18 protein-coding genes, 1 tRNA gene, 1 other RNA gene and 4 pseudogenes are annotated in these 19213 nt (G+C 66.8%); 10 read left to right on the top strand and 14 right to left on the bottom strand.

The features are described from left to right. Positions 1 to 18 precede the first annotated feature (18 nt). Both ACU6WY_RS07340 and aceE read right to left on the bottom strand, forming a co-directional pair. Positions 19 to 1194: a PucR family transcriptional regulator gene (locus ACU6WY_RS07340; RefSeq protein WP_483821871.1), complete on the bottom strand. Its 1176-nt coding sequence runs from the start codon at positions 1192 to 1194 to the stop codon at positions 19 to 21. A 94-nt stretch (positions 1195 to 1288) separates the two neighbouring features. Continuing rightward, positions 1289 to 4015, bottom strand: coding sequence for a pyruvate dehydrogenase (acetyl-transferring), homodimeric type (gene aceE / locus ACU6WY_RS07335; RefSeq protein WP_483821780.1), 2727 nt, complete (start codon positions 4013 to 4015; stop codon positions 1289 to 1291). A gap of 229 nt (positions 4016 to 4244) precedes the next feature. Between aceE and ACU6WY_RS07330 the strand changes: the two genes are divergently transcribed. After that, positions 4245 to 4940 (top strand): hypothetical protein, encoded by a 696-nt coding sequence (locus ACU6WY_RS07330; RefSeq protein WP_483821779.1) that lies wholly within the window; start codon positions 4245 to 4247, stop codon positions 4938 to 4940. A gap of 34 nt (positions 4941 to 4974) precedes the next feature. Beyond that, positions 4975 to 5106, top strand: a pseudogene (locus tag ACU6WY_RS07325) (transposase); the annotation flags it as partial. Positions 5107 to 5151: 45 nt separating this feature from the next. Here ACU6WY_RS07325 and ACU6WY_RS07320 read toward each other — a convergent pair. The 7 genes and pseudogenes from ACU6WY_RS07320 to ACU6WY_RS07290 all read right to left on the bottom strand — a co-directional run. Continuing rightward, positions 5152 to 5400 (bottom strand): annotated as a pseudogene (locus tag ACU6WY_RS07320) (IS481 family transposase); the annotation flags it as partial. Next, positions 5343 to 5501 (bottom strand): annotated as a pseudogene (locus ACU6WY_RS07315) (IS481 family transposase); the annotation flags it as partial. The pseudogenes ACU6WY_RS07315 and ACU6WY_RS07320, both read right to left, overlap by 58 nt. A gap of 111 nt (positions 5502 to 5612) precedes the next feature. Next, entirely contained in the window at positions 5613 to 6557 is a 945-nt protein-coding gene (locus tag ACU6WY_RS07310; protein ID WP_483821778.1) for a zinc-binding dehydrogenase, read from the bottom strand. A gap of 438 nt (positions 6558 to 6995) precedes the next feature. Then, entirely contained in the window at positions 6996 to 7832 is an 837-nt protein-coding gene (locus ACU6WY_RS07305; RefSeq protein WP_483821777.1) for an SDR family NAD(P)-dependent oxidoreductase, read from the bottom strand. Positions 7833 to 7903: 71 nt separating this feature from the next. Continuing rightward, positions 7904 to 8476 carry a TetR/AcrR family transcriptional regulator gene (locus ACU6WY_RS07300; RefSeq protein WP_483821776.1) on the bottom strand — a complete coding sequence of 191 codons (573 nt, stop codon included), beginning with the start codon at positions 8474 to 8476 and terminating at the stop codon, positions 7904 to 7906. A gap of 212 nt (positions 8477 to 8688) precedes the next feature. Further along, positions 8689 to 8904 carry a hypothetical protein gene (locus ACU6WY_RS07295; protein WP_483821775.1) on the bottom strand — a complete coding sequence of 72 codons (216 nt, stop codon included), beginning with the start codon at positions 8902 to 8904 and terminating at the stop codon, positions 8689 to 8691. A gap of 198 nt (positions 8905 to 9102) precedes the next feature. Continuing rightward, the gene (locus ACU6WY_RS07290) at positions 9103 to 9315 is read right to left on the bottom strand and encodes a transposase (RefSeq protein WP_483821774.1); all 213 of its coding nucleotides are present in this window, start codon (positions 9313 to 9315) and stop codon (positions 9103 to 9105) included. On the opposite strand from ACU6WY_RS07290, the gene ACU6WY_RS07285 reads away from it, so the two are divergent. Next, on the top strand, positions 9314 to 9598 hold the full coding sequence (locus ACU6WY_RS07285) for a hypothetical protein (RefSeq protein WP_483821773.1): 285 nt from the start codon (positions 9314 to 9316) through the stop codon (positions 9596 to 9598). The two genes, ACU6WY_RS07290 and ACU6WY_RS07285, sit on opposite strands and share 2 nt — an antisense overlap. A gap of 106 nt (positions 9599 to 9704) precedes the next feature. Here the strand turns inward: ACU6WY_RS07285 and ACU6WY_RS07280 are convergent, their stop codons facing one another. Together ACU6WY_RS07280 and ACU6WY_RS07275 are read right to left on the bottom strand one after the other, a co-directional pair. Next, the gene (locus ACU6WY_RS07280) at positions 9705 to 9986 is read right to left on the bottom strand and encodes a hypothetical protein (RefSeq protein WP_483821772.1); all 282 of its coding nucleotides are present in this window, start codon (positions 9984 to 9986) and stop codon (positions 9705 to 9707) included. A 352-nt stretch (positions 9987 to 10338) separates the two neighbouring features. Further along, positions 10339 to 11502, bottom strand: a pseudogene (locus ACU6WY_RS07275) (IS3 family transposase). Between the two features lie 345 nt (positions 11503 to 11847). On the opposite strand from ACU6WY_RS07275, the gene ACU6WY_RS07270 reads away from it, so the two are divergent. Continuing rightward, complete coding sequence (locus ACU6WY_RS07270) at positions 11848 to 12735, top strand: DNA adenine methylase (protein ID WP_483821771.1); 888 nt, start codon at positions 11848 to 11850, stop codon at positions 12733 to 12735. Here the strand turns inward: ACU6WY_RS07270 and ACU6WY_RS07265 are convergent. Beyond that, positions 12671 to 14332 (bottom strand): hypothetical protein, encoded by a 1662-nt coding sequence (locus ACU6WY_RS07265; RefSeq protein ID WP_483821770.1) that lies wholly within the window; start codon positions 14330 to 14332, stop codon positions 12671 to 12673. The genes ACU6WY_RS07270 and ACU6WY_RS07265 overlap by 65 nt on opposite strands. 54 nt (positions 14333 to 14386) lie before the next feature. Between ACU6WY_RS07265 and ACU6WY_RS07260 the strand changes: the two genes are divergently transcribed. The 3 genes from ACU6WY_RS07260 to ACU6WY_RS07250 all read left to right on the top strand — a co-directional run bounded on the left by ACU6WY_RS07260 (position 14387) and on the right by ACU6WY_RS07250 (position 15669). Continuing rightward, entirely contained in the window at positions 14387 to 14542 is a 156-nt protein-coding gene (locus ACU6WY_RS07260) for a hypothetical protein (RefSeq protein WP_483821769.1), read from the top strand. Between the two features lie 205 nt (positions 14543 to 14747). Beyond that, positions 14748 to 15557, top strand: a complete 810-nt coding sequence (locus ACU6WY_RS07255) for a tyrosine-type recombinase/integrase (RefSeq protein WP_483821768.1) — start codon at positions 14748 to 14750, stop codon at positions 15555 to 15557. Beyond that, the gene (locus ACU6WY_RS07250) at positions 15490 to 15669 is read left to right on the top strand and encodes a hypothetical protein (protein WP_483821767.1); all 180 of its coding nucleotides are present in this window, start codon (positions 15490 to 15492) and stop codon (positions 15667 to 15669) included. Before ACU6WY_RS07255 ends, ACU6WY_RS07250 begins: the two co-directional genes overlap by 68 nt. 50 nt (positions 15670 to 15719) lie before the next feature. Here the strand turns inward: ACU6WY_RS07250 and ACU6WY_RS07245 are convergent. Both ACU6WY_RS07245 and ACU6WY_RS07240 read right to left on the bottom strand, forming a co-directional pair. Then, positions 15720 to 15792: transfer RNA gene (locus tag ACU6WY_RS07245), tRNA-Val, on the bottom strand. Positions 15793 to 15926: 134 nt separating this feature from the next. Continuing rightward, a complete protein-coding gene (locus ACU6WY_RS07240; protein WP_483821766.1) occupies positions 15927 to 16253 on the bottom strand; it encodes a hypothetical protein in 327 nt (108 codons plus the stop codon). A gap of 84 nt (positions 16254 to 16337) precedes the next feature. Here ACU6WY_RS07240 and ACU6WY_RS07235 point away from each other — a divergent pair, with 84 nt between their 5' ends. From ACU6WY_RS07235 to rnpB, 3 genes are all read left to right on the top strand, one after another. Next, a complete protein-coding gene (locus ACU6WY_RS07235; RefSeq protein ID WP_483821765.1) occupies positions 16338 to 17066 on the top strand; it encodes a zinc ribbon domain-containing protein in 729 nt (242 codons plus the stop codon). Between the two features lie 6 nt (positions 17067 to 17072). Continuing rightward, positions 17073 to 18791: a bifunctional 3'-5' exonuclease/DNA polymerase gene (locus tag ACU6WY_RS07230; protein WP_483821870.1), complete on the top strand. Its 1719-nt coding sequence runs from the start codon at positions 17073 to 17075 to the stop codon at positions 18789 to 18791. 28 nt (positions 18792 to 18819) lie between these two features. Continuing rightward, positions 18820 to 19187, top strand: an RNA gene (rnpB, locus tag ACU6WY_RS07225) — RNase P RNA component class A. Positions 19188 to 19213: the final 26 nt, after the last annotated feature.

Here is a 19213-nt window from a genome sequence, read left to right as displayed (position 1 = left end):
CTTTGTGCGCGCCGTGCATCACCGCGGCGAGAGAGGGCGGCGTCCGACGGATCCGCGGCGGCGCGTGGCATCCGTCCCGATCGATCCGAGGATCAGAGCCGTCTGCAGGATCAGCGCTTCGCGGGGGCCCGTGGCATCCCACCCGATCACCTCGGAGACGCGCTTGAGCCGGTACCGGACCGTGTTGGGGTGCACGTACAGTTCCCGGGCTGTTGCCTCGAGCGAGCGACCGTTGTCGAGGTAGCTCCAGAGCGTCGCCACGAGGTCGGCGCTGTGGGCGTGGAGCGGCCGGTAGACCCGGTCGACCAGCGTCTGCTTGGCGACCGTGTCGCCAGCGAGCGCACGCTCGGGCAGCAGATCGTCGGCTTCGACGGGACGCGGCGCGTGACGCCACGCGCGGGCGACGGCGAACCCCGCCAGCGCGGCGCGCGCGCTCTGGCCGGCATCGACGAGCGCCGCGACCGCGGGGCCGAGCACGAGGTGCCCCGAGCCGAAGCTCGGTTCGAGACGCTTGGCGATCTCGGTGAAGGGAAGCTCAGCGGCGTCGTCACGACCGCGAACGGGGTCGGCGCGGCCGATGACGAGCACGAGCCGGGAGCCCTGCACGCCGATGAGCACGTCGACACCGAGCTTGCGGGCTGTGCGTCGCACGTGATCGACGTCGAGCTGCGGGGGAGTGGTGCCGACCAGCACCGCGACCTCTCCGTGCCCGTGCCAGCCGAGTGCGGCGATGCGGCTGGGGAGCTCATCGTCGGCCTCGCCCGTGAGGATCGAGTCCACCACGAGGGCCTCGAGCCGCGCGTCCCACAGACCGCGGGCTTCGGCGGCGCGGGCGTAGACGTCAGCCGCGGCGAACGCGACCTCGCGCGAGTACGACAGCATCGCCTCGCGCACGCGTTCGCTGCGCCCGGCGACACGCTCCTCCATCACCTCGACGGTGACGCGCACCAGCTGCAACGTCTGCGTGAGGCTCACGCTGCGCAGGAGCTCGCGCGGGGCGGCGGCGAAGATGTCGGCCGCGATCGCGGGGGTCGACGCGGGCTCCTCAAACCACTGAAGGAACGAGGTGATGCCCGCCTGAGCCACCAGCCCGACCGCCGATCGGCGCGCTGGCGGCATCTCGGCGTACCAGGGGAGGGTCTCCTCCAGCCGCTGAATCGTCGCGGTGGCGAGATCGCCCGAGATCCGGCGCAACCACGCGAGGGTCTCGGCCTTCTCGTCGGCGACCCGGTCGGAGGCGGTGGAGCCGCCCCCGACCGAGCCGTCGGCCGCGCGATCGGTCACGCGATCAGGCCTCGCCGCCGGCGTTCCCGCTCGTTCCGGCGTTGACGTCGTGCAGGCGGTACTTCTCGATCGCCTGGGCGATCACCGAGCGGTCGACCTTGCCCTCGTCGGCCAGCGCCTGCAGGGCGCGAACCGTGAGCGACGGACCGTCGATCTTGAAGAAGCGACGCGCGGCGGCACGGGTGTCCGAGAAACCGAATCCGTCGGCACCGAGCGTGAGGTACCGCTGCGGCACCCACTGGCGGATCTGGTCCTGAACGGCGTGCATCCAGTCGCTGACCGCGACCACGGGGCCTTCGGCATCCCGAAGCTTCTCGGTGAGGTACGCCGTGCGGGGCTCCTCGTCGGGGTGGAGGAAGTTGTGCTCGTCGGCGGCGAGGCCGTCACGACGCAGTTCGGTCCACGAGGTGACCGACCACACGTCGGCGACGACGCCCCAGTCGTCCTTCAGCAGACGCTGAGCCTCGAGCGCCCACGGCACGCCCACGCCCGACGCGAGCAGCTGGGTGCGCGCACCCTCGCCCTCGCCGACCGAAATGCGGTGGATGCCGCGGACGATGCCGTCGACGTCGACCCCTTCGGGCTCGGCGGGCTGCACGAGCGGCTCGTTGTAGACCGTCATGTAGTACATGACGTTCGGGTCGGAGTGCTCGCCGCCGTACATGCGCTCGATGCCCGAGCGAACGATGTGCGCGATCTCGTACCCGTACGCGGGGTCGTACGACACCGTGGCGGGGTTGGTGGATGCCAGCAGCTGCGAGTGTCCATCGGCGTGCTGCAGGCCCTCACCCGTCAGGGTGGTGCGACCGGCGGTGGCGCCGATGATGAAGCCGCGCGCCATCTGGTCGCCCGCCGCCCACTGGGCGTCGCCCGTGCGCTGGAAGCCGAACATCGAGTAGAGGACGTAGACCGGGATCAGCGGCTCACCGTGCGTGGCGTACGACGTGCCCGCGGCGGTGAAGGCCGCCAGGGCGCCGGCCTCGTTGATGCCGACGTGGATGATCTGCCCCTCGGGGCTCTCTTTGTACGCCAGCAGCAGCTCGCGGTCGACCGAGGTGTAGTGCTGACCCTTGGGGTTGTAGATCTTCGCCGTCGGGAAGTACGCGTCCATACCGAACGTGCGCGCCTCGTCGGGAATGATCGGCACGATGCGGTGCCCGAAGCCCTTGACCCGCAGCAGGTCTTTGAGCAGACGGACGAACGCCATCGTCGTGGCGACCTCCTGCGTACCGGAGCCCTTCTTCGGCAGCGCGTACGCCTGGTCGCCGGGGAGTTCCAGACCGACGTGCGTGGTGCGACGCTCGGGCAGGAACCCGCCGAGCGCACGGCGACGCTCCAGCATGTACGAGATGGTCTCGTCGTTCTCGGCCGGCTTGTAATACGGCGGCTGGTAGGGGTTCTCTTCCAGCTGGGCGTCGGTGACCGGGATGTCCATCGCGTCGCGGAACGCCTTGAGGTCGTCGAGCGTCAGCTTCTTCATCTGGTGGGTCGCGTTGCGGCCCTCGAAGTGCGGACCGAGGCCGTAGCCCTTGATGGTCTTGGCGAGGATGACCGTCGGCTGGCCCTTGTGCTCCTTGGCGGCCTTGAACGCCGCGAAGACCTTGCGGTAGTCGTGGCCACCGCGCTTGAGGTTCCAGATCTGCTCGTCGGTGTAGTCCTTCACCAGCTCGAGCGCGCGGGGGTCGCGGCCGAAGAAGTGCTCACGGACGTAGGCGCCGTTCTCGGCCTTGTAGGTCTGGTAGTCACCGTCAGGGGTGCTGTTCATGAGGTTCAGCAGCGCGCCCTCGGTGTCGCGGGCGAGCAGGTCGTCCCACTCGCGACCCCAGACGACCTTGATGACGTTCCAGCCAGCACCGCGGAAGAAGCTCTCGAGCTCCTGGATGATCTTGCCGTTACCGCGGACAGGGCCGTCGAGGCGCTGGAGGTTGCAGTTGACGATGAACGTCAGGTTGTCGAGACCCTCGTTGGCCGCGACCTGCAGCTGGCCGCGGCTCTCGACCTCGTCCATCTCGCCGTCGCCGAGGTAGGCCCACACGTGAGAGTCGGCGACGTCTTTGATGCCGCGATTGCTGAGGTACTTGTTCGACATCGCCTGGTAGATGGCGTTGATCGGACCGAGACCCATCGACACCGTCGGGAACTGCCAGAACTCCGGCATGAGACGGGGGTGGGGGTAGGAGGGGAGGCCGTTCGGGGCGGCCGACTTCTCCTGGCGGAAGCCGTCGAGCTGCGCCTCGGTGAGGCGACCCTCGAGGTACGCGCGGGCGTAGGTGCCGGGGGAGGCGTGGCCCTGGATGAAGATCTGGTCGCCGCCGGACGGGTCGTCGAGGCCGCGGAAGAAGTGGTTGAAGCCGACTTCGTACAGCGCGGCCGACGAGGCGTAGGTGGAGATGTGCCCACCGACGCCGATACCGGGACGCTGCGCGCGGTGCACGGTGACCGCGGCGTTCCAGCGGATCCACTTGCGGTACCGGCGCTCGAGCTCTTCGTCACCGGGGAACTCGGGCTCGTTCGACTGCGCGATCGTGTTGATGTAGTCGGTGGTCGGCACCATCGGCACGCCGAGGTGCAGATCTTTGGAGCCTTTGAGCAGGCTCAGCATGATCTCGCGCCCGCGTCCGGGGCCCTTCGCCTGGACGAGCTGGCGCAGGGACTCCTGCCACTCAGCGGTCTCTTCCGGGTCGCTGTCCTGCGGCCCCTGCGAATACGGATCCTGATCGTGAACAGTCACGGAAGACCTTTCGTCGTCTGGCAGGTCATGCCAGAGAATCGCCATACGAGTGCGGCAACCCTTGTCTGCTCCGCACAATTCACCGTCGTCCAGCCTACCCAGTCGCGACCCCGACGGATGCGCACGTGACCGCGCGGCGGTCGGGAGCAGAGAGGGATGCCTCGGCGTCGAGGTATCCGCGACACCGCGGGCCCGCGGTGAGCGCTTCACGCGGGTCTAGCCTGAGCCCGTGACGTCGAACGCACCCGCGGATTTCCGCATCCGTCCCGAGCATCGCTGGCCGGTACTCATCTCGCTCGGCCTGGGCACGGTGCTGTACGCCGTCCTGCCGAGCGATGTGTCGGGAGCGCTGCGCTACGTCGTCGTCGGAGCCAGCATCCTCTGCGCGGTCCCGATGGTGATCACCAACCCCCGGCACTTGAACCGGGAAACGTGGGTCGGACGCGCGTTCGCGCTCGGATTCGTCGCCGTGCTGCTCGCGGCGAACCAGGTGACGTTCTTCCTGCTCGTGCAACAGCTCCTCGACGGGGAGAGCGGGGGAGCGGTGGTGCTACTCGGAGCCGCGCAGGTCTGGGCGATCAACGTCATCGGCTACGCCGTCGTCTACTGGGAGATGGACCGCGGCGGACCCGTCGTCCGGCGCCGCGACCCCCGCGACCAGCTCCCGCCGGCCGACTTCCAGTTCCCGCAGGACTCCGACCGCGACGCCGTCAGCGAGGTGGCGCGTCGCTCGTCCGACCGAGAGGACTGGGCGCCCAGCTATGTCGACTACCTCTACTTCTCGGCATCCAACGCCATGGCGTTCAGCCCGACGGATGTCATGCCCCTGAGCACCCGCGCGAAGCTGTTCATGATGGTGCAGGCGATCTCGGGGTTCGTGCTGCTGGCGCTGGTGATCGCGCGGAGCGTGAACATCCTGAGTTGAGGTTCAGGTGAGGCGCGGCGGGTTCGTGCGGCCGCGACACCGCAACGTCGTCGAACGCTGCTTCAACAAGCTCAAGCAGTGGCGCGGCATCGCGATGCGCTCAGACAAGACCGCCCGCAACTACCACTCCGCCATCTGCCTCGCCGCCACCCTCCAATGGGTTTAGCAACACGCCCTAGAAGGATGTTGCTGTACCCAAGCCCTACCCGTCCGAGTTCCGTGACGATGTCGTACGCGTCGCGCGTAACCGCGAGCCCAGAGCGTGCGGTGGAAGCGTGCGATCTTGCCAGGCGTGGGATTTGTATGCCGAGGCGTTGTCGGAGAGCACCCGCTCGACGCGGACACCACGCTCGGCGAATCAGGTGACGGCGCGGTGCAGGACACCGATTGCCGTTGCGGCCTTCTCGTCCGCGCAGATCTCGGCGTAAGCGACGCGGGAGCGGTCACCGGCGAGACCATGAGCATCTTCGCCGCGACCTGCGGCGACCAGTGATCCTCAACGATCAGGCGCGCCAGGCGGAGTCGGGCGCGTGGAGTCAGGGCGGCGTTAGCGTGGGACACGAGGGCCTCCTGGTTCGTGAAGCGGTTGAACTCAACAGCTCCACCTCACAACCAGAGGCCCTCGCCTCTTAGCTCTTCACTGCCATGTCACCGAAACAAGGTCCCTAGACATCACACCGAGGACATCATGGCCACGAGGCGGCCGACGACTTCGCCGTTTTTGAGTTTCGCGATGCCGTCCGCGATCTCGTCGAACGTGACGTGGGTCAAATTTGAGGACACTTTGCCGTCCGCGATCAGGTCCAGGACGGCGGCGCAGTCGTCGTTACTGCCAGCCAAGGACCCGACCAGGTGGACCTGTTTCGAGACGAGATCGACGATGGGGATCGTTGCCTCAGTGACGCCCAAGCCGACTTGGACAACGGTGCCGCCGGCGCGGACGGCGGTGATGGCGTCGGCCGTGGTTGTGCCGAAGCCTGCATAGTCGACGACGACGTCGAGATCCTGGTCGGCGAAGTCGACAATGGCCTCGCTCACGTGCGTGATCCCGAGGGACGCTGCGAAGTCCCTCGCCTTGGGGTTCTTCTCTGCGACGAACACGTCTGCGCCGAGGCCCAGGGCGATCTGAGCCCCGAGGGAGCCGAGGCCACCGAAACCGATGATCCCTACCTTGGTTCCCCGCGTCACACCTCCCTGGCCCACGGCGGCATGGTACGCAGTCATACCAGCGTCGCTCGCGGCGGCGGCTTGATCCCAGCCGATGCCGTCGGGAAGGGGCACGACGAACGCGGCGGGGGCGGCGACCCTGGCAGCAAAACCACCGTTGAGAGACGTTCCGGGCCCCTCCATTTTCGCCGGAATGACTACCCTGTCGCCGACTTTGAATGCGGTGACGTCGGCTCCGACCTCAGCGACGACGCCTGCTATCTCGTGGCCGAGCGTGATGGGGTGGAATGGCAGAGCGGAGGTGAGGGTGCCGTCGGGGTAGCCGGTGTCGGTGTGACAAATACCGGCCGCTTTGACGCTGACAATGACGCCGTCAGCCTCGAGCGTGGGCTCGTCGACGTCGTTCAGTTGGATCGGTCGTCCCTGTTCGACGAACTGCCATGCCTTCATATGAGACCTCCTCTGTCATGCGGTCACCAGGCGCACAGATGCGAAATGTGATCGCTCGTCACCAGCTAACCATTAGTCCCGGCGCCAGGGCCCCCGCGACGATGAGTCACGAGACGTCGCGCGCATCTCCTGACTGCCCCCCTCGTGTCAGCGCCGCCACGCCCCGGGAGGTGCGTAATACAGCAGCACGCGGTGCCCCTCCCGGTCGTTGAGGTGGGGTACGTCCAACTGCTGTTGTTTCCGGTCAGACGTCACCGCGTCCGGCCTGCGGCGCGGTCGAGCTCGCGGATCGGTACCCGACCCGTTCCGGTCGGCATCCCGAGTTCGAGGGGCCGGATGCGGAAAGCGGCCGCGCTCAGGGACGCTGAGGTGAACGCCACAAAGCCCCCCGACAGCGGGGCCGTCGTGACCCCGCAGGTCCCGACGGCCCCGTAGGAGTCAGCGCTGTCTGTATTCCTCGGCCGCGGCGGCCACATCGGTTGCGAACGTTCCCAGGGTGATGGCGGTGGCTCCACCATCGACGGGAATCGTCGCCCCGGTGACATAGTCCGCAAGGTCGCTGGCGAGGAAGGTGGCGACCTTCGCGATGTCGTCGGCGGTACCGGTGCGCTGCAGTGGCTGCGAGGGCCCGAGCCGTTCGGCGAGGAACTCGGCGAACGGGACGGCCTCCTCGTCGGGCAGACCGAAGCCTCGCGCCATGATCGGCGTCATAATGATCCCGGGTGCGATCGCGTTCGATCGGATACCGAGCGGTGCGAGCTCCGCGACCGCCTGGCGGATGATTCCGACCACTGCGTGCTTGGCGATCGTGTATCCGGCGCTCGCCCATCCCCCCTGCAGCGCGGCCGCGGATGCGGTGGAGATGATGGATCCACCGGTGCCTTGCTTCACGAACTCTCGTGCCGCGTACTTGTGGCCAAGGAGTACCGAACCGGTCAGCAGCGCGATCGTCCTGTCGAATCCGGCCGAGCCGATCTCGAGCATCGGCGACCGGTCACCCCCCGCGCCAGCGTTGTTGAACATGACGTCGAGCTTGCCGAAGCGCTCGACCGTCGCGGCCACGAGCGCCTCGATGGCGCTCTCGTCCGTCACGTCGGTGTGCACGTAGAGCACGCTGTCCCCGAGCCGGTCGACAATGGATCCGCCGAACTCGTCCTGGATGTCGGCGATGGCGACCTTCGCGCCCTCGGCGACGAAGCGCTCGACCGTCGCGAGTCCGATGCCGCTGGCCCCGCCGGTGACAATGGCGACCTTGCCTTCGAGCAATCCTGTCATGATGTTGTCCCTGTCTTCTGGCCCCTGGTTCTCGCGCCTGCGGGTGGGCCGAGCCGCGCGGGCGCTGTCCGTCACTGTTGGCGGATGGCTCCTGACGCGAACGCGTCGATCGTGTTCGCATAGACGACTTCCGGGTCCGCACCCGCGGTGACCATGACCTCGAGTGCGATCCGGGTGGCACTGGCTACAGCCGCTGCCGCGGTGCGAGCAGCGACGCTGTCGGCGCCCGAGGCGAGGCGCGGGGCGATGATGCTCACGAAGGAACGCTCACCGTCGTGGACTTTCCTCAGGAACACCGACCACATCTCGGCATCCGCGAAGACGAGGGGGAAGAGGGCGCGGGTGCGCGCCTCCTGCGCACCGCCGAGGCCGGCGCGGAAAGCCGCGAGAAGGACCTCGGGAAGCGGAGCATCCGGAGCGGCTTTCGTGATCGTCTCCTCGAAGCGAGCCGTTGTCCAGTCGAATACGGGGCTCACGCTCTCCGCCTTGGTGGGGAAGTACCGATAGAACGTCCGTTGCGAGACCCCGATGACGTCGGCGATCTCCGCGATCGTCAGATCGGTCGTCCCGCGGGAGATGAAGAGGTCGCAGCAACGCTCCGACGCGCGCAGGCGAGCAGCCGCGACGCCCTCGACTTCGGCCATGCCACTGACACTACCCCTATGGTGGCAGTAACTGCCACCGCGTTCATCGCGCTCACACATCGTCCGGCAGGCGGCAACGCCTCCGCTACATGGACACCATGAAGGGCACCCGCAGCGCCACGCGCCGGGGTGGACCCTGGAACGACTCGCCGACATTCTGCCGCTCCGCCCAGCGCGGCCCCTGCCCATCACCGTCCCCTCAGACCGGGTGGTCAAGACCAGGGTGTCCGGGAAAGCGGGTCAGGCTTACGTGGCTCCACGACCTCGGCCTCGGATACCTCGCCATCCCCGACGACACCGACCGGCTCCTCGCCCTGCTCGACCGCCTCGTCAACCACGGAGCAACCGTCATCGGCATCGCGCACAATCTGCGCGTCGGCGCCCACGCCGACCACATCATCGACATCGACCCCGAAGACGGACACCAAGGCGGGACCATCGTCTACCACGGCCCACCCACTGGACTGCTCACGGCCCCGACATCGTCGACCGGACGGTGCCTCCGCCGCGCCACCACCACGGGCTCCTAGGGCGTGTTGCTAAACCCATTGGAGGGTGGCGGCGAGGCAGATGGCGGAGTGGTAGTTGCGGGCGGTCTTGTCTGAGCGCATTGCGATGCCGCGCCACTACTTGAGCTTGTTGAAGCAGCGTTCGACGACGTTGCGGTGCTTGTAACGCTCTTTCTGCTCGCGTCCGAAGTCGATGAGCCGGCCGGGGTGCTTCCGGCGGTGAGCGATCTGGTCGTCGCGTTCGGGGATCGTCGTGGCGATGCCTCGTTCGCGCAACCCGGCCCGGTTCGCCTTCGACGGGTATCCCTTGTCCGCTCTGGCTAGTGACATGCACGCGATCTACATGAGCATTGACGATTCACTCCGGCGCATCTGCAACCAGGCGTTCTTCGAGCGCATCCACGTCTACGAGGTCGAGAACGCCGACCGGGTAGAGGCAGAGCCCGGCGAGCCGTTCGACACGCTGCTTGACCCGGCAGTCCACGCGGCAGCACTGGCCTATGAGGCCAGCGTGCGCGCGGGGGAGGATGTCAAACCTGCCGACGTCGCATGTTTGAACATCGACACTTTGGTGGGCCCTGCCGGGATCGAACCGACGACATCCACGGTGTAAATCTGCCTGAGCAGTGGCGAGTGTTGATTTCTCGCGTTTCACAAGTTGCGGATGTTGCTCCAACCAGCCCTGATTTCATCCTGCGGGGACGCGCCGGGGACGCGAGTCAGAGGTGCACCGACAATCCAGAATTGACATCCGGCATGGTCACGGCATCGGGTGTCAAGGTGTTCGCGCGGAGGCTGTCCAGAAGGTCGGCAGCATCAGGAGTCTGACCGATCTGCGCGTCCGACTCAGGGCGGTGGTAGCCGGACTCCCGAGCACGGTACACCGTCACGTGCGATTGACCATGGGCGAGCGCGCGAGCCGCAACCCCTCGAATGTAATAACGGTTGAACTCACCGCCAGCGAGCAATGAGGGCGCGTTGGAAGCCATCTTGCGGACCACTCCGGCGCTCGTAGTCTCGGTGGGGTTGAAGAGTCCAGGCGTGGACAAGCTAGAAGCGAGCGACTCCGGGGTTCCAGACATGAATGCGTCCTCCAGGAGCGACGTGTACGCCGCTTGACCACTCGCGCTTAGACGAGGACTCGGATACACCCGACGAGCGGAAACATCGGCTGATAGCTCCGCGAGCATGTAGTCGCGAGTCTCCGCGTCAAGGTTCAGGAATTGGTAACTCATGATGCCCCCCAAAGAGTTGTTGCCTCGACCGTAGCGGCGTCACCCGTGATGGCGCACGTACTCACGAAGACGAATCGGCGATCACGGGTCTGCCGCACGGATAGGTGACGGCTTCTAGTCACGCCGCGAGGGCGACGTCGGTGTTCATGATTGCTTCGTACTCGATGGGGGTCAATCCGTGGAGCTGTCTCTGGCGGCGTCGTCGGTGGTAGGTGCGTTCGATCCAGGTGACGATGGCGATGCGGAGCTGTTCGCGGGTATCCCAGGACCGGCGGTTGAGCACGTTCTTTTGGAGCAGGCTGAAGAACGATTCCATCGCGGCGTTATCGCCTGCCGCGCCAACGCGGCCCATTGATCCGACCATCCCGTAGCGGTGCAGAGTTCGCACGAGTTTCCGGGCGCGAAACTGAGATCCTCTGTCGGTGTGAAGCACGCAGCCAGCGACGTTCCCGCGCCGCGACGGCGTTAGCGACCGCGGCGACCGCGAGACGAGCTTTCATCCGGTCGCTGATCGAATACCCCACGATCCGGTTCGAGAACACGTCATTGATCGCGCAGAGGTAGAGCGTGCCTTCACCGGTTTTGTGGTCCGTGATGTCACTGAGCCAGAGCCGGTTCGGCGCATCCGAGGTGAACTCTCGGCGCACGAGATCATCGTGAACGGGCGGCCCGGGGCGCCGCCCCGTCCCACGGCGGCGCTTCCCGAATGCGGACCACCAGCCGTTGTCGCGACAGATCCGCCATGCCGTCCGCTCCGCCATGACCTGACCCGCGTCGCGGGCCTCGTCGAGCAGGAACCAGTAACCGAATTCAGGGTCGTCGCGATGCGCGTCGAACAGCGCGTTCGCGCGATACGCCGCGACGAGTTCGGCATCGGTGATGAGGTTCGCCAGCCACCGGTAGTAGGGCTGGCGAGCGAGCTTGAGCACCCGGCACGTCACCGCAACGGGAACACCGTCAGCGGCGAGCTCGGTTACGAGCGGGTAGAGCCTTTTCCCGGCAGGTTCGCCTGCGACAGATACGCCGCCGCACGCCGCATCACCTCGACCTCTTGCTCCAGCAACCGGATCCGCTTCCGCGCCTCCCGCAGCTCGGCCCCCTCAGACCGCGTCACACCCGGCTTCGCGCCTTCCTCGACCGCGGCACGTCGCATCCATTTCGTGAGAGTCATCGGATGGACACCAAAGTCAGCCGCGATCTGCTCAATCGTCACGCCAGGTTCCCGATTCCTCGCAACGCGCACAACGTCATCACGGAACTCGCTCGGACAGGGCTCGGGCACAGTGACATCCTTCCAGGGCACCCTCCCGGGCAACCCAACTCAAATGTCACCTACCGATGCAGCAGACCCGATACAGCTGGGGGTGAGGACGCTTCGTCTAGGTCCGGACTCATCCCCGCCAGCCGCTCGACGTTCAGGCCGTCGAGGGCCACCGCGCCCCATTGGTGGCTGGCACAGACCCCCACCCCGCGTAGTGGAAGCGCTGGCGGTGGGGGTATCTACGCACCCGGCCCGACGACACATCTCTGTCAGGACGCAGTGTGAACCCTTCGCGCCCTAAAGTGAATCAGCGGACCGCGAATGCGTCGCACCTAGACCGTTCAGTCACCGAGGGGACTCACAAGCGTGCCAGCAACTCTTTCAATCCCGGCCACGCGCAGATTCGGAACCCACTCCCCGCTGCGATACCCCGGAGGTAAAGCCGCCCTCGCGGGCCTGTTCGCCGACCTGATCGCCGACTTCGGGTGGCGAGATGCGACGTACGTCGAGCCGTACGCTGGTGGCGCCGGGGCCGGTGTCGCGCTTCTCCGCGAGGGACTCGTGCGCGAGTTGGTCGTGAACGACCTCGATCCCGCCGTGCACTCTTTCTGGCACAGCATCGTTCACGAGAACGTCGAGTTTCTCAGGATGCTCGACGCAACACCTCTGACGGTCGAAGAGTGGCGAAGGCAACGCGAGATTTATCGATCAGCCAACGCCAACGACCCTCTCGAACTGGGCTTCGCCTTCTTCTACCTCAACAGGACCAATCGGTCCGGCGTCCTCACCGGCGGGGTCATTGGCGGGATGAACCAGACCGGAAACTACAAAATGGATGCTCGATTCAACCGGGAAACGCTCCGGGATCGAATCGCCTCCCTTGGCAATCTTGCAGACCAGATAACTGTGCGCGACGACGACGGACGCACAGTCATTCTCGACTACGCCGCGGAACCCGAAGCGTTCCTGTACATCGATCCTCCGTACGTGCGCGCCGGTTCGCAGTTGTACCTAAACGCGTTCGACGCACGCGATCACTCGAACCTCGCCTCGGTGGTGGCAAGCGCGGGTGGTAACTGGTTCATGACCTACGACGAATCGCCGCTCATCGAGGAGCTATATGCGCAGTTCTTCCTGTGCCGCTACGAGCTGAACTACTCCGCGCGCCACCCTGGACGAGCGCACGAACTCATGATTGCGTCGCCGTCGGTTGAGGCTGCGCTGGCGCGGGTGACGGCTTCTCAGTCAGCATGAACCTCACCAGCGGGAACACGACTCGCCATGCTTGATGCACCTGCTGCCCGGTGACGTCGGTGTTCACGCTGTGAGCTACAAGGTTGAACCAGCGCCCAGACCCAGGCGTTGTGCTCGCATCATTCTTGACTCGGTTCAGCGTGGATATGGCATGCGACAGCTGCCCGTTGAGCTTGTAGGCGGTGGTGACGCGCACCATCACGTCGCTCAGCATTCCGGTCACCTCGATGCCGTTCCCGAAACCAAAGTGCTCCTTGATTGAAGCTTCGACGATGGACCGCATGACCATCGTCGCTGCTGCGGGGAAGTCTTGGACATTGATTGTGCGAAGCTCACGCCACCGATGCCGCAAGGTGACAGGCAGCCCTCGTTCGTCGATCCCCGTCGTGTTGAGATACATGAGTGTCTCAGGGCGAGCAGGCCCACGACCACGACGCCCTCCCGGCGGCCTCTCGTCTTCCCTTCCGGGTTTGTCCTCGTACTCCGGTGGCGCGTCCGTGCCCTCCGGTGACTCCGAATCGTCATCCTCAACGTCGCCGTCACGGGCCGATTCGTCGGTGGTGTCGTCAGTGGCGGGAGAGTCGTCAGCCCGAACGTCGTCCGGGGTCTGACTCGAACTGGTCCCATCCTCACGAGCGCCGTCGTCTTGGAGGCGAGTTGGGTCATCGCCCGGAGTTTCCTGAGGTGTCGCTGATTCTTGATCCTCAGTGGACGGTGCTTCTACCTCATCTTCATCTTCAGGGAGTCCCTGCATCCCGCGGAGGAGCTTCTTGTATTCAACGGTCCCCGCCTTCAAGCCGCGACGAGTGTTCACCTCGTTGGTCATGAAGCCGGTAAGGAGCCGTTCGAGAGCTCGAATTTCGTCCGGAGTCGAAGCCCAGCTCACAACACGAGCCTGATCGTCGAACTTTAGCCCGATGAGGTTCTGGATGGTGGTGTTGCGGTAGGCGTACTCGAAAGCCGACATCGTTAGTTTGGGACCGGCGACGTACTCCGCGACTCGGGGATTCGCGTAGTGGGTGGCGCGCAGTCGTTGGCGCACTCTCCCCATACGCACAACTCGCGGCACGTCCTTGATCGCCGGAAGCATCCCGCGCAGCTGGTCGAGTGTCGTTGAGCCAGTTAGCTGCGCCAGGACGAATTTCGCCTGTTCGTCGAGGCTCCATGCCTTCTTCGATTGACCGATGTGCAGCCTGGCGAGAATGGGCGCAGCGGTCGGTCGGTCAGGCAGTACCATGGCTCGAATTTTGACTGGAAGATTCTCCGCCTCGATGGCATAGCGCTTGCGCAAACGCTCGATCTCGCCTTGGTGCGCCGGGGCCAGAGAGGGGTTGAGAAGAGCGAGAAGCGCTGACACTCGCCGGTTGCCCTCTAGCAGGATCAATTTCCCGTCTTCGCGCACTACGAGCGGCAGCTCGTTGTCAACGTACTGATCGCGCAGGATCAGCGTCGCCACATCCTTGACGTCCTCCTCCGCCCAGAGGTAGTTCATCGCGGCGGTCTCTGTCGGTTGGTCGTTAGCGAACCGATAGTTGCTAACGTCGAGATGCAGGTCGCTCACATCGACCGGCTCGATCGGATACTCCACGTACGGCATGCGCGCCCTTTCCCCCTTGGCTCTCAGCATTGTGACAGTCGGACCCCGCCTCTGATGGTTAGGCCGGACGAGAGTCGCGCCGACGTTGCAAAAACGACGCTCTCTCGCTGGCGCGAGTCGGGCCACGGCCCTACCTTCATCCGCATGGGTGGCATCTACCGCTACACCGCCGACGACGTGGCGGCATTCGTCAAGGAGCACCGAGCATGAGCTTGCAGGAACTGACGTACGTGGACGAGAACGGCAAGACTCGCAAGAAGTGGCGAGTTCGTGTCAAGAGTGGCGGCGCTGTCGTCGTTGACCAGATGTTCCACAAGAAAGGCGATGCGGAACGCTGGGAGCCGAGCAGAAACGCAAGCTGCACCTCGGCGAGTTCGTCAGCCCGAAAGCCGGGAAGGAACTCCTCGGCATCGCCGTGGACCGCTGGCGCGTGCAGCGGGAGGGCACCGTCGCCTCGAAGACCTACAACACCGAGGGCTACGCGCTGAAGCACCTGGAGAGCCTGAGGAAACGCCCCCTCGCCACGGTGAGCGCCGCCGACCTGAATGCGCTCTGCGCCTCGATGCTGAAGAAGCTCAGCCGCGACACGGTGGTGAGGTTCCGTCAGATCGTTTCCGCGTTCTACTCGTGGGCGGTGTCAGAGAAGCTGGTCGCCAAGAACCCCGTGCTCGAATCGAAGGTTCCTGCCGGGACGGCGCAGCGGGCGCGAAAGGAGATCTTTCCCTTCACGTATGCCGAACTCGTCGCCGTACACGCGGTGCTCGTCGCGAACACGTCGAAGCGTCTCGCCGACATCATGCTCGTGCTCGGGCTGACCGGCATCCGCTGGGGGGAGCTTGCAGCCCTCCGCGTCCGTGACGTGCAGGAACTCCCGTATCCGGCTCTCCGCGTCGTCAGATCGAAGCCTGACGGCCAGCCGGTGCGGAATGTGACGAAGGGGGCAAGCCGCGAACCGTACCGCTCACCGACGACGCCGCAGCGATCATTCTTCCGCTGGTCACCGGTCGGATGCCTGACCAACTCGTGTTCCCGTCAGCCGCTGGAGGGTTCCGTGCGAACAAAAATCTCAAGCGCGATGCCCACTGGAAGGAGCACGGTCGGGTCGCCGGATTCACGACCTCCGCCACAGCGCGGCGACGATCTGGCTCAGCGACGGCGTGGACCTGAAGACGGTGCAGACCTGGCTGGGTCACTCGACGGCGAAGCTCACCGCCGACACCTATAGCCACCACATGGGGACAGACGCTGATGTCGCCGCCGTCGCCCGCCTCAACCGCCTCCGTGCAGCCGCAGCCGGTGACACAGCGGGGACACGAGTTCGAAAGCTGAAAAACTAGAAACTGACTGATGCCAGCAACACCCTCGGATTTTCGGGGGTGTTTTGCTGTGGGCCCTGCCGGGATCGAACCGACGACATCCACGGTGTAAACGTGGCGCTCTACCAGCTGAGCTAAAGGCCCTGATGCCTCGAGTCTAGCCCGAGACGCACAGTGCGCTCAGGCCAGTGCGCAAGCGCATAGGGGAACATTGGACCGGGCAACACGACGACGCGGCGTGGTCACGGCCCGCAGCGACGGTGCGGAATCACACCCGCTCATCGCTGCTCACCCTCCGCGGCATCCGCGTCTCCGCGGCGCACGCGATACCAGCGAGGGAGGAGGAATGGAGGCAACCAGAACAGGGCGATGGCCGCAATCCCCAGCAGGATTGCTGCGACGACGAACAGGATCGTCGACGCGACGGCCGAGGTGCCGTCCACTGCCGAAGCGAGCACTCCCGCCAAGAACGCCAGCCCCACCCAGAGGCAGGCGAAACCGATGGTGCTGCCGAAGCCGCGAACCACGCGGATCCAGCCTTTCCACACGCCCGTATAGGCGAGGATTCCCAAGGCCCCGAAAAAGAGGCCGGACAATAACGCCATCACTTGCCCCCTCGCCTCGACCATCCCGACCCGTCCACGGTATCCGCACCACCGGTGTCCCACCCCCGGGGTAGCGTGGACTCCGTGAACGCCGACCCCGCCGACCAGCGCAAACTGCTCGATCTCGCCGACCTCGACGCCCGAATCCTGCGCGACGAGCGGGTGAAGGGCAACCCTCCGCAGGCCGAGCGGGTGCGTGAGCTCATCGCCCAGCGGTCAACGCTCGCGCAAGAGCTCGGCTCTCGTGCCAACGCCCGCGACGATCTCAAGGCAGAGCTGGCTCGCGTCGAGTCCGACGTGTCCGTCGTCGACGCCCGGATCGCGCGCGACAGCCAGCGTCTCGCCGCCTCGACCAACCCGAAGCAGGCGCAGGGCTTCGAGAGCGAACTCGTCTCCCTTGCGCGCCGCAAGAGCGACCTCGAAGACGCCGAGATCGCCCTCATGGAGCAGCTCGAGGCCGCCGAGGCCGCTGTCGCCGAACAAGAGGCGATCATCGCCGAGACCAACGCGCAGGGCGCCGAGCTCAGCGCCGAGGCCAAGCGCGTCGTCGCCGAAGCCACCGATCGCCTCGAGGCGTCGCGCCGTGATCGCGCGGCCATCGCCGGGGCGATCCCCGCCGACCTTCTCGCGCTGTACGAGCGGCTTGCGTCGCGCGGCAACGGGGCCGGCCTGTTGCTCGCCGGCGCGTGCGAGGCCTGCCGCATGGTGCTCCCGCCTAGCGACATCGCCGAGGTCCGCCGCGCGCAGACCGACGAGGTCGTGTTCTGTCCCGAGTGCGGCGCGATCCTCGTCCGCACCGAAGAATCGCGGTGACCCGCCCTGGCGTCCGCGGCCTCTGACGCGGTCGTCGTCGTCGGGCGCACGGCATCCGGTGACATCGCCCTGGTCGAGCTGGATGCCACCGACTCCCCGCGCCACACCGTCACCGTCGCTCCCGACGCGCTGCCCGAGACCATCGCGGCACGGGAGGCCACCGGCGGCGTGCGGTGGCTGTGGAGCGACACACCCACCTGGTACGCGCCACTCCTGGCCGCGGGGCACCGTGTTTCGCGCGCGTGGGACCTGCGCCTGATCCACGCGCTGCTCCGCGACGCCGAGGCCGTGCGCGACGACCACGGCCTCGGCGCCGCCACCGAATGGGAGGCGGCGCCCGCCGCGGCCGATGTCGGCGACACGCTCTTCGTTCTGGGCGACGCGGCCGGTGGCGCCCCCGAGGGCATCGACGCCGCCGTGGCGGAGTACCGGCGTCAGCGGAGGGCGATCGAAGATGCCACGACCCCCGGCGCCCTGCGCCTGCTCTCCGCAGCGGAGTCGGCCGGCGCCCTGATCGCGGCGGAACTGCACGCGGCCGGGCTGCCCTGGAGCGTCGAGGCGCACTCCGCCCTGCTCGAGGAGCAGCTCGGCCGCCGCCGTCCCGGAGGACCCCCGAGCCTCATCGAGGAAATCGCCGCAGATGTCCGCGCCGCTCTCGACGACCCAACGGTGTCGCTCGACTCGCAGCCGCGGCTGCTGCGGTCCCTGCACCGGGCCGGCGTCCTCGTCGAGTCGACGAGCAAATGGGAGCTCGCCGAGCACGACCATCCCGTCGTCGCTCCGCTCCTGACCTACAAAAAACTCATGCGGCTCTACACCGCGAACGGCTGGGCGTGGATGGCCGAGTGGGTGCACGACGGACGATTCCGCCCCGTCTACGTCCCCGCGGGCGTCGTGACCGGACGCTGGGCGTCGTCGGGCGGGGGAGCGCTGCAGATCCCGCGGCAGCTGCGCACCGCCGTCCGCGCCGACCCGGGCTGGACGCTCGTCACCGCCGACGTCGCGCAGCTCGAACCGCGCGTGCTCGCGGCGATGGCACGAGACACGGCGCTGGCCGAGGCGGCATCCGGTCGCGATCTGTACGCCGGAATCGTGGATGCCGGAGCGGTGGCGACACGCGCCGAGGCCAAGGTCGCGATGCTCGGCGCGATGTACGGCGCGACGACGGGCGAGAGCGGACGCCTCGTTCCGCGGCTGCGCCGCACGTTCCCGCGCGCGATGGCACTCGTCGACGACGCCGCGCGCGTGGGAGAGGAGGGCGGCACCGTGCACACGTGGCTCGGTCGCACCTCGCCGCCGGCGGGGGACGCGTGGCGGGTGCTGCAGTCCCGGGCGAGCGACGACGCGGCGTCGGGCATCGACGAAACGCGGGCCCGCCGCTCCGCGCGCGACCGCGGACGCTTCACGCGCAACTTCGTGGTGCAGGGCACCGCCGCTGAGTGGGCGCTCGCCTGGCTCGCCGACCTGCGCACCCGCCTGGCCGCACTCCCACCCGTGGATGCCGAGGACGCCGCGCCGGCATCGGGCCCGGCGTTCGCGCGCTCCCCGCACCTGGCCTTCTTCCTTCACGACGAGATCCTCGTCCACACCCCGCGCGTGCACGCCGACGCCGTCGCCCACGCGGTGCGGGAGTCCGCGGCATCCGCCGGTCGTCTGCTGTTCGGCGCGTTCCCGATCGACTTCCCCCTCGACCTGCGGATCGGGGAGACGGCAGAGAAGGGCTGAGTCGCCCGCGTAGACTCGACGATGCGAATGGGTCGGCTGGACGGTCGCGTCACGGGTTCGCCCGTGCCGAGGAACGTCCGGGCTCCACAGGGCAGGACGGTGGGTAACGCCCACCCGGAGCAATCCGCGAGACAGTGCCACAGAGAGCAGACCGCCTCGGCCCCTCGGGGTACGGGGTAAGGGTGAAAGGGTGGTGTAAGAGACCACCGGGGTCGTGGTGACACGACCCGCCAGGTAAACCTCGTCCGGAGCAAGGCCAGACAGGGGATGCAGACGCGGCTCGCCGAGTCCCCGGGTAGGCCGCTGGAGCGGCACGGCAACGTGTCGCCGAGAGAGATGACCGTCCACGGGGCTTCCGCCCCCGGACAGAACCCGGCGTACAGGCCGGCCCATTCGCGCCCGCCCCGGAGATGACCGGGTAT

Source organism: Microbacterium sp. ZW3a (assembly GCF_057167165.1).
Note: the sequence above shows the minus strand (reverse complement) of the source record. Positions and strands in the feature narration are given on the sequence as shown.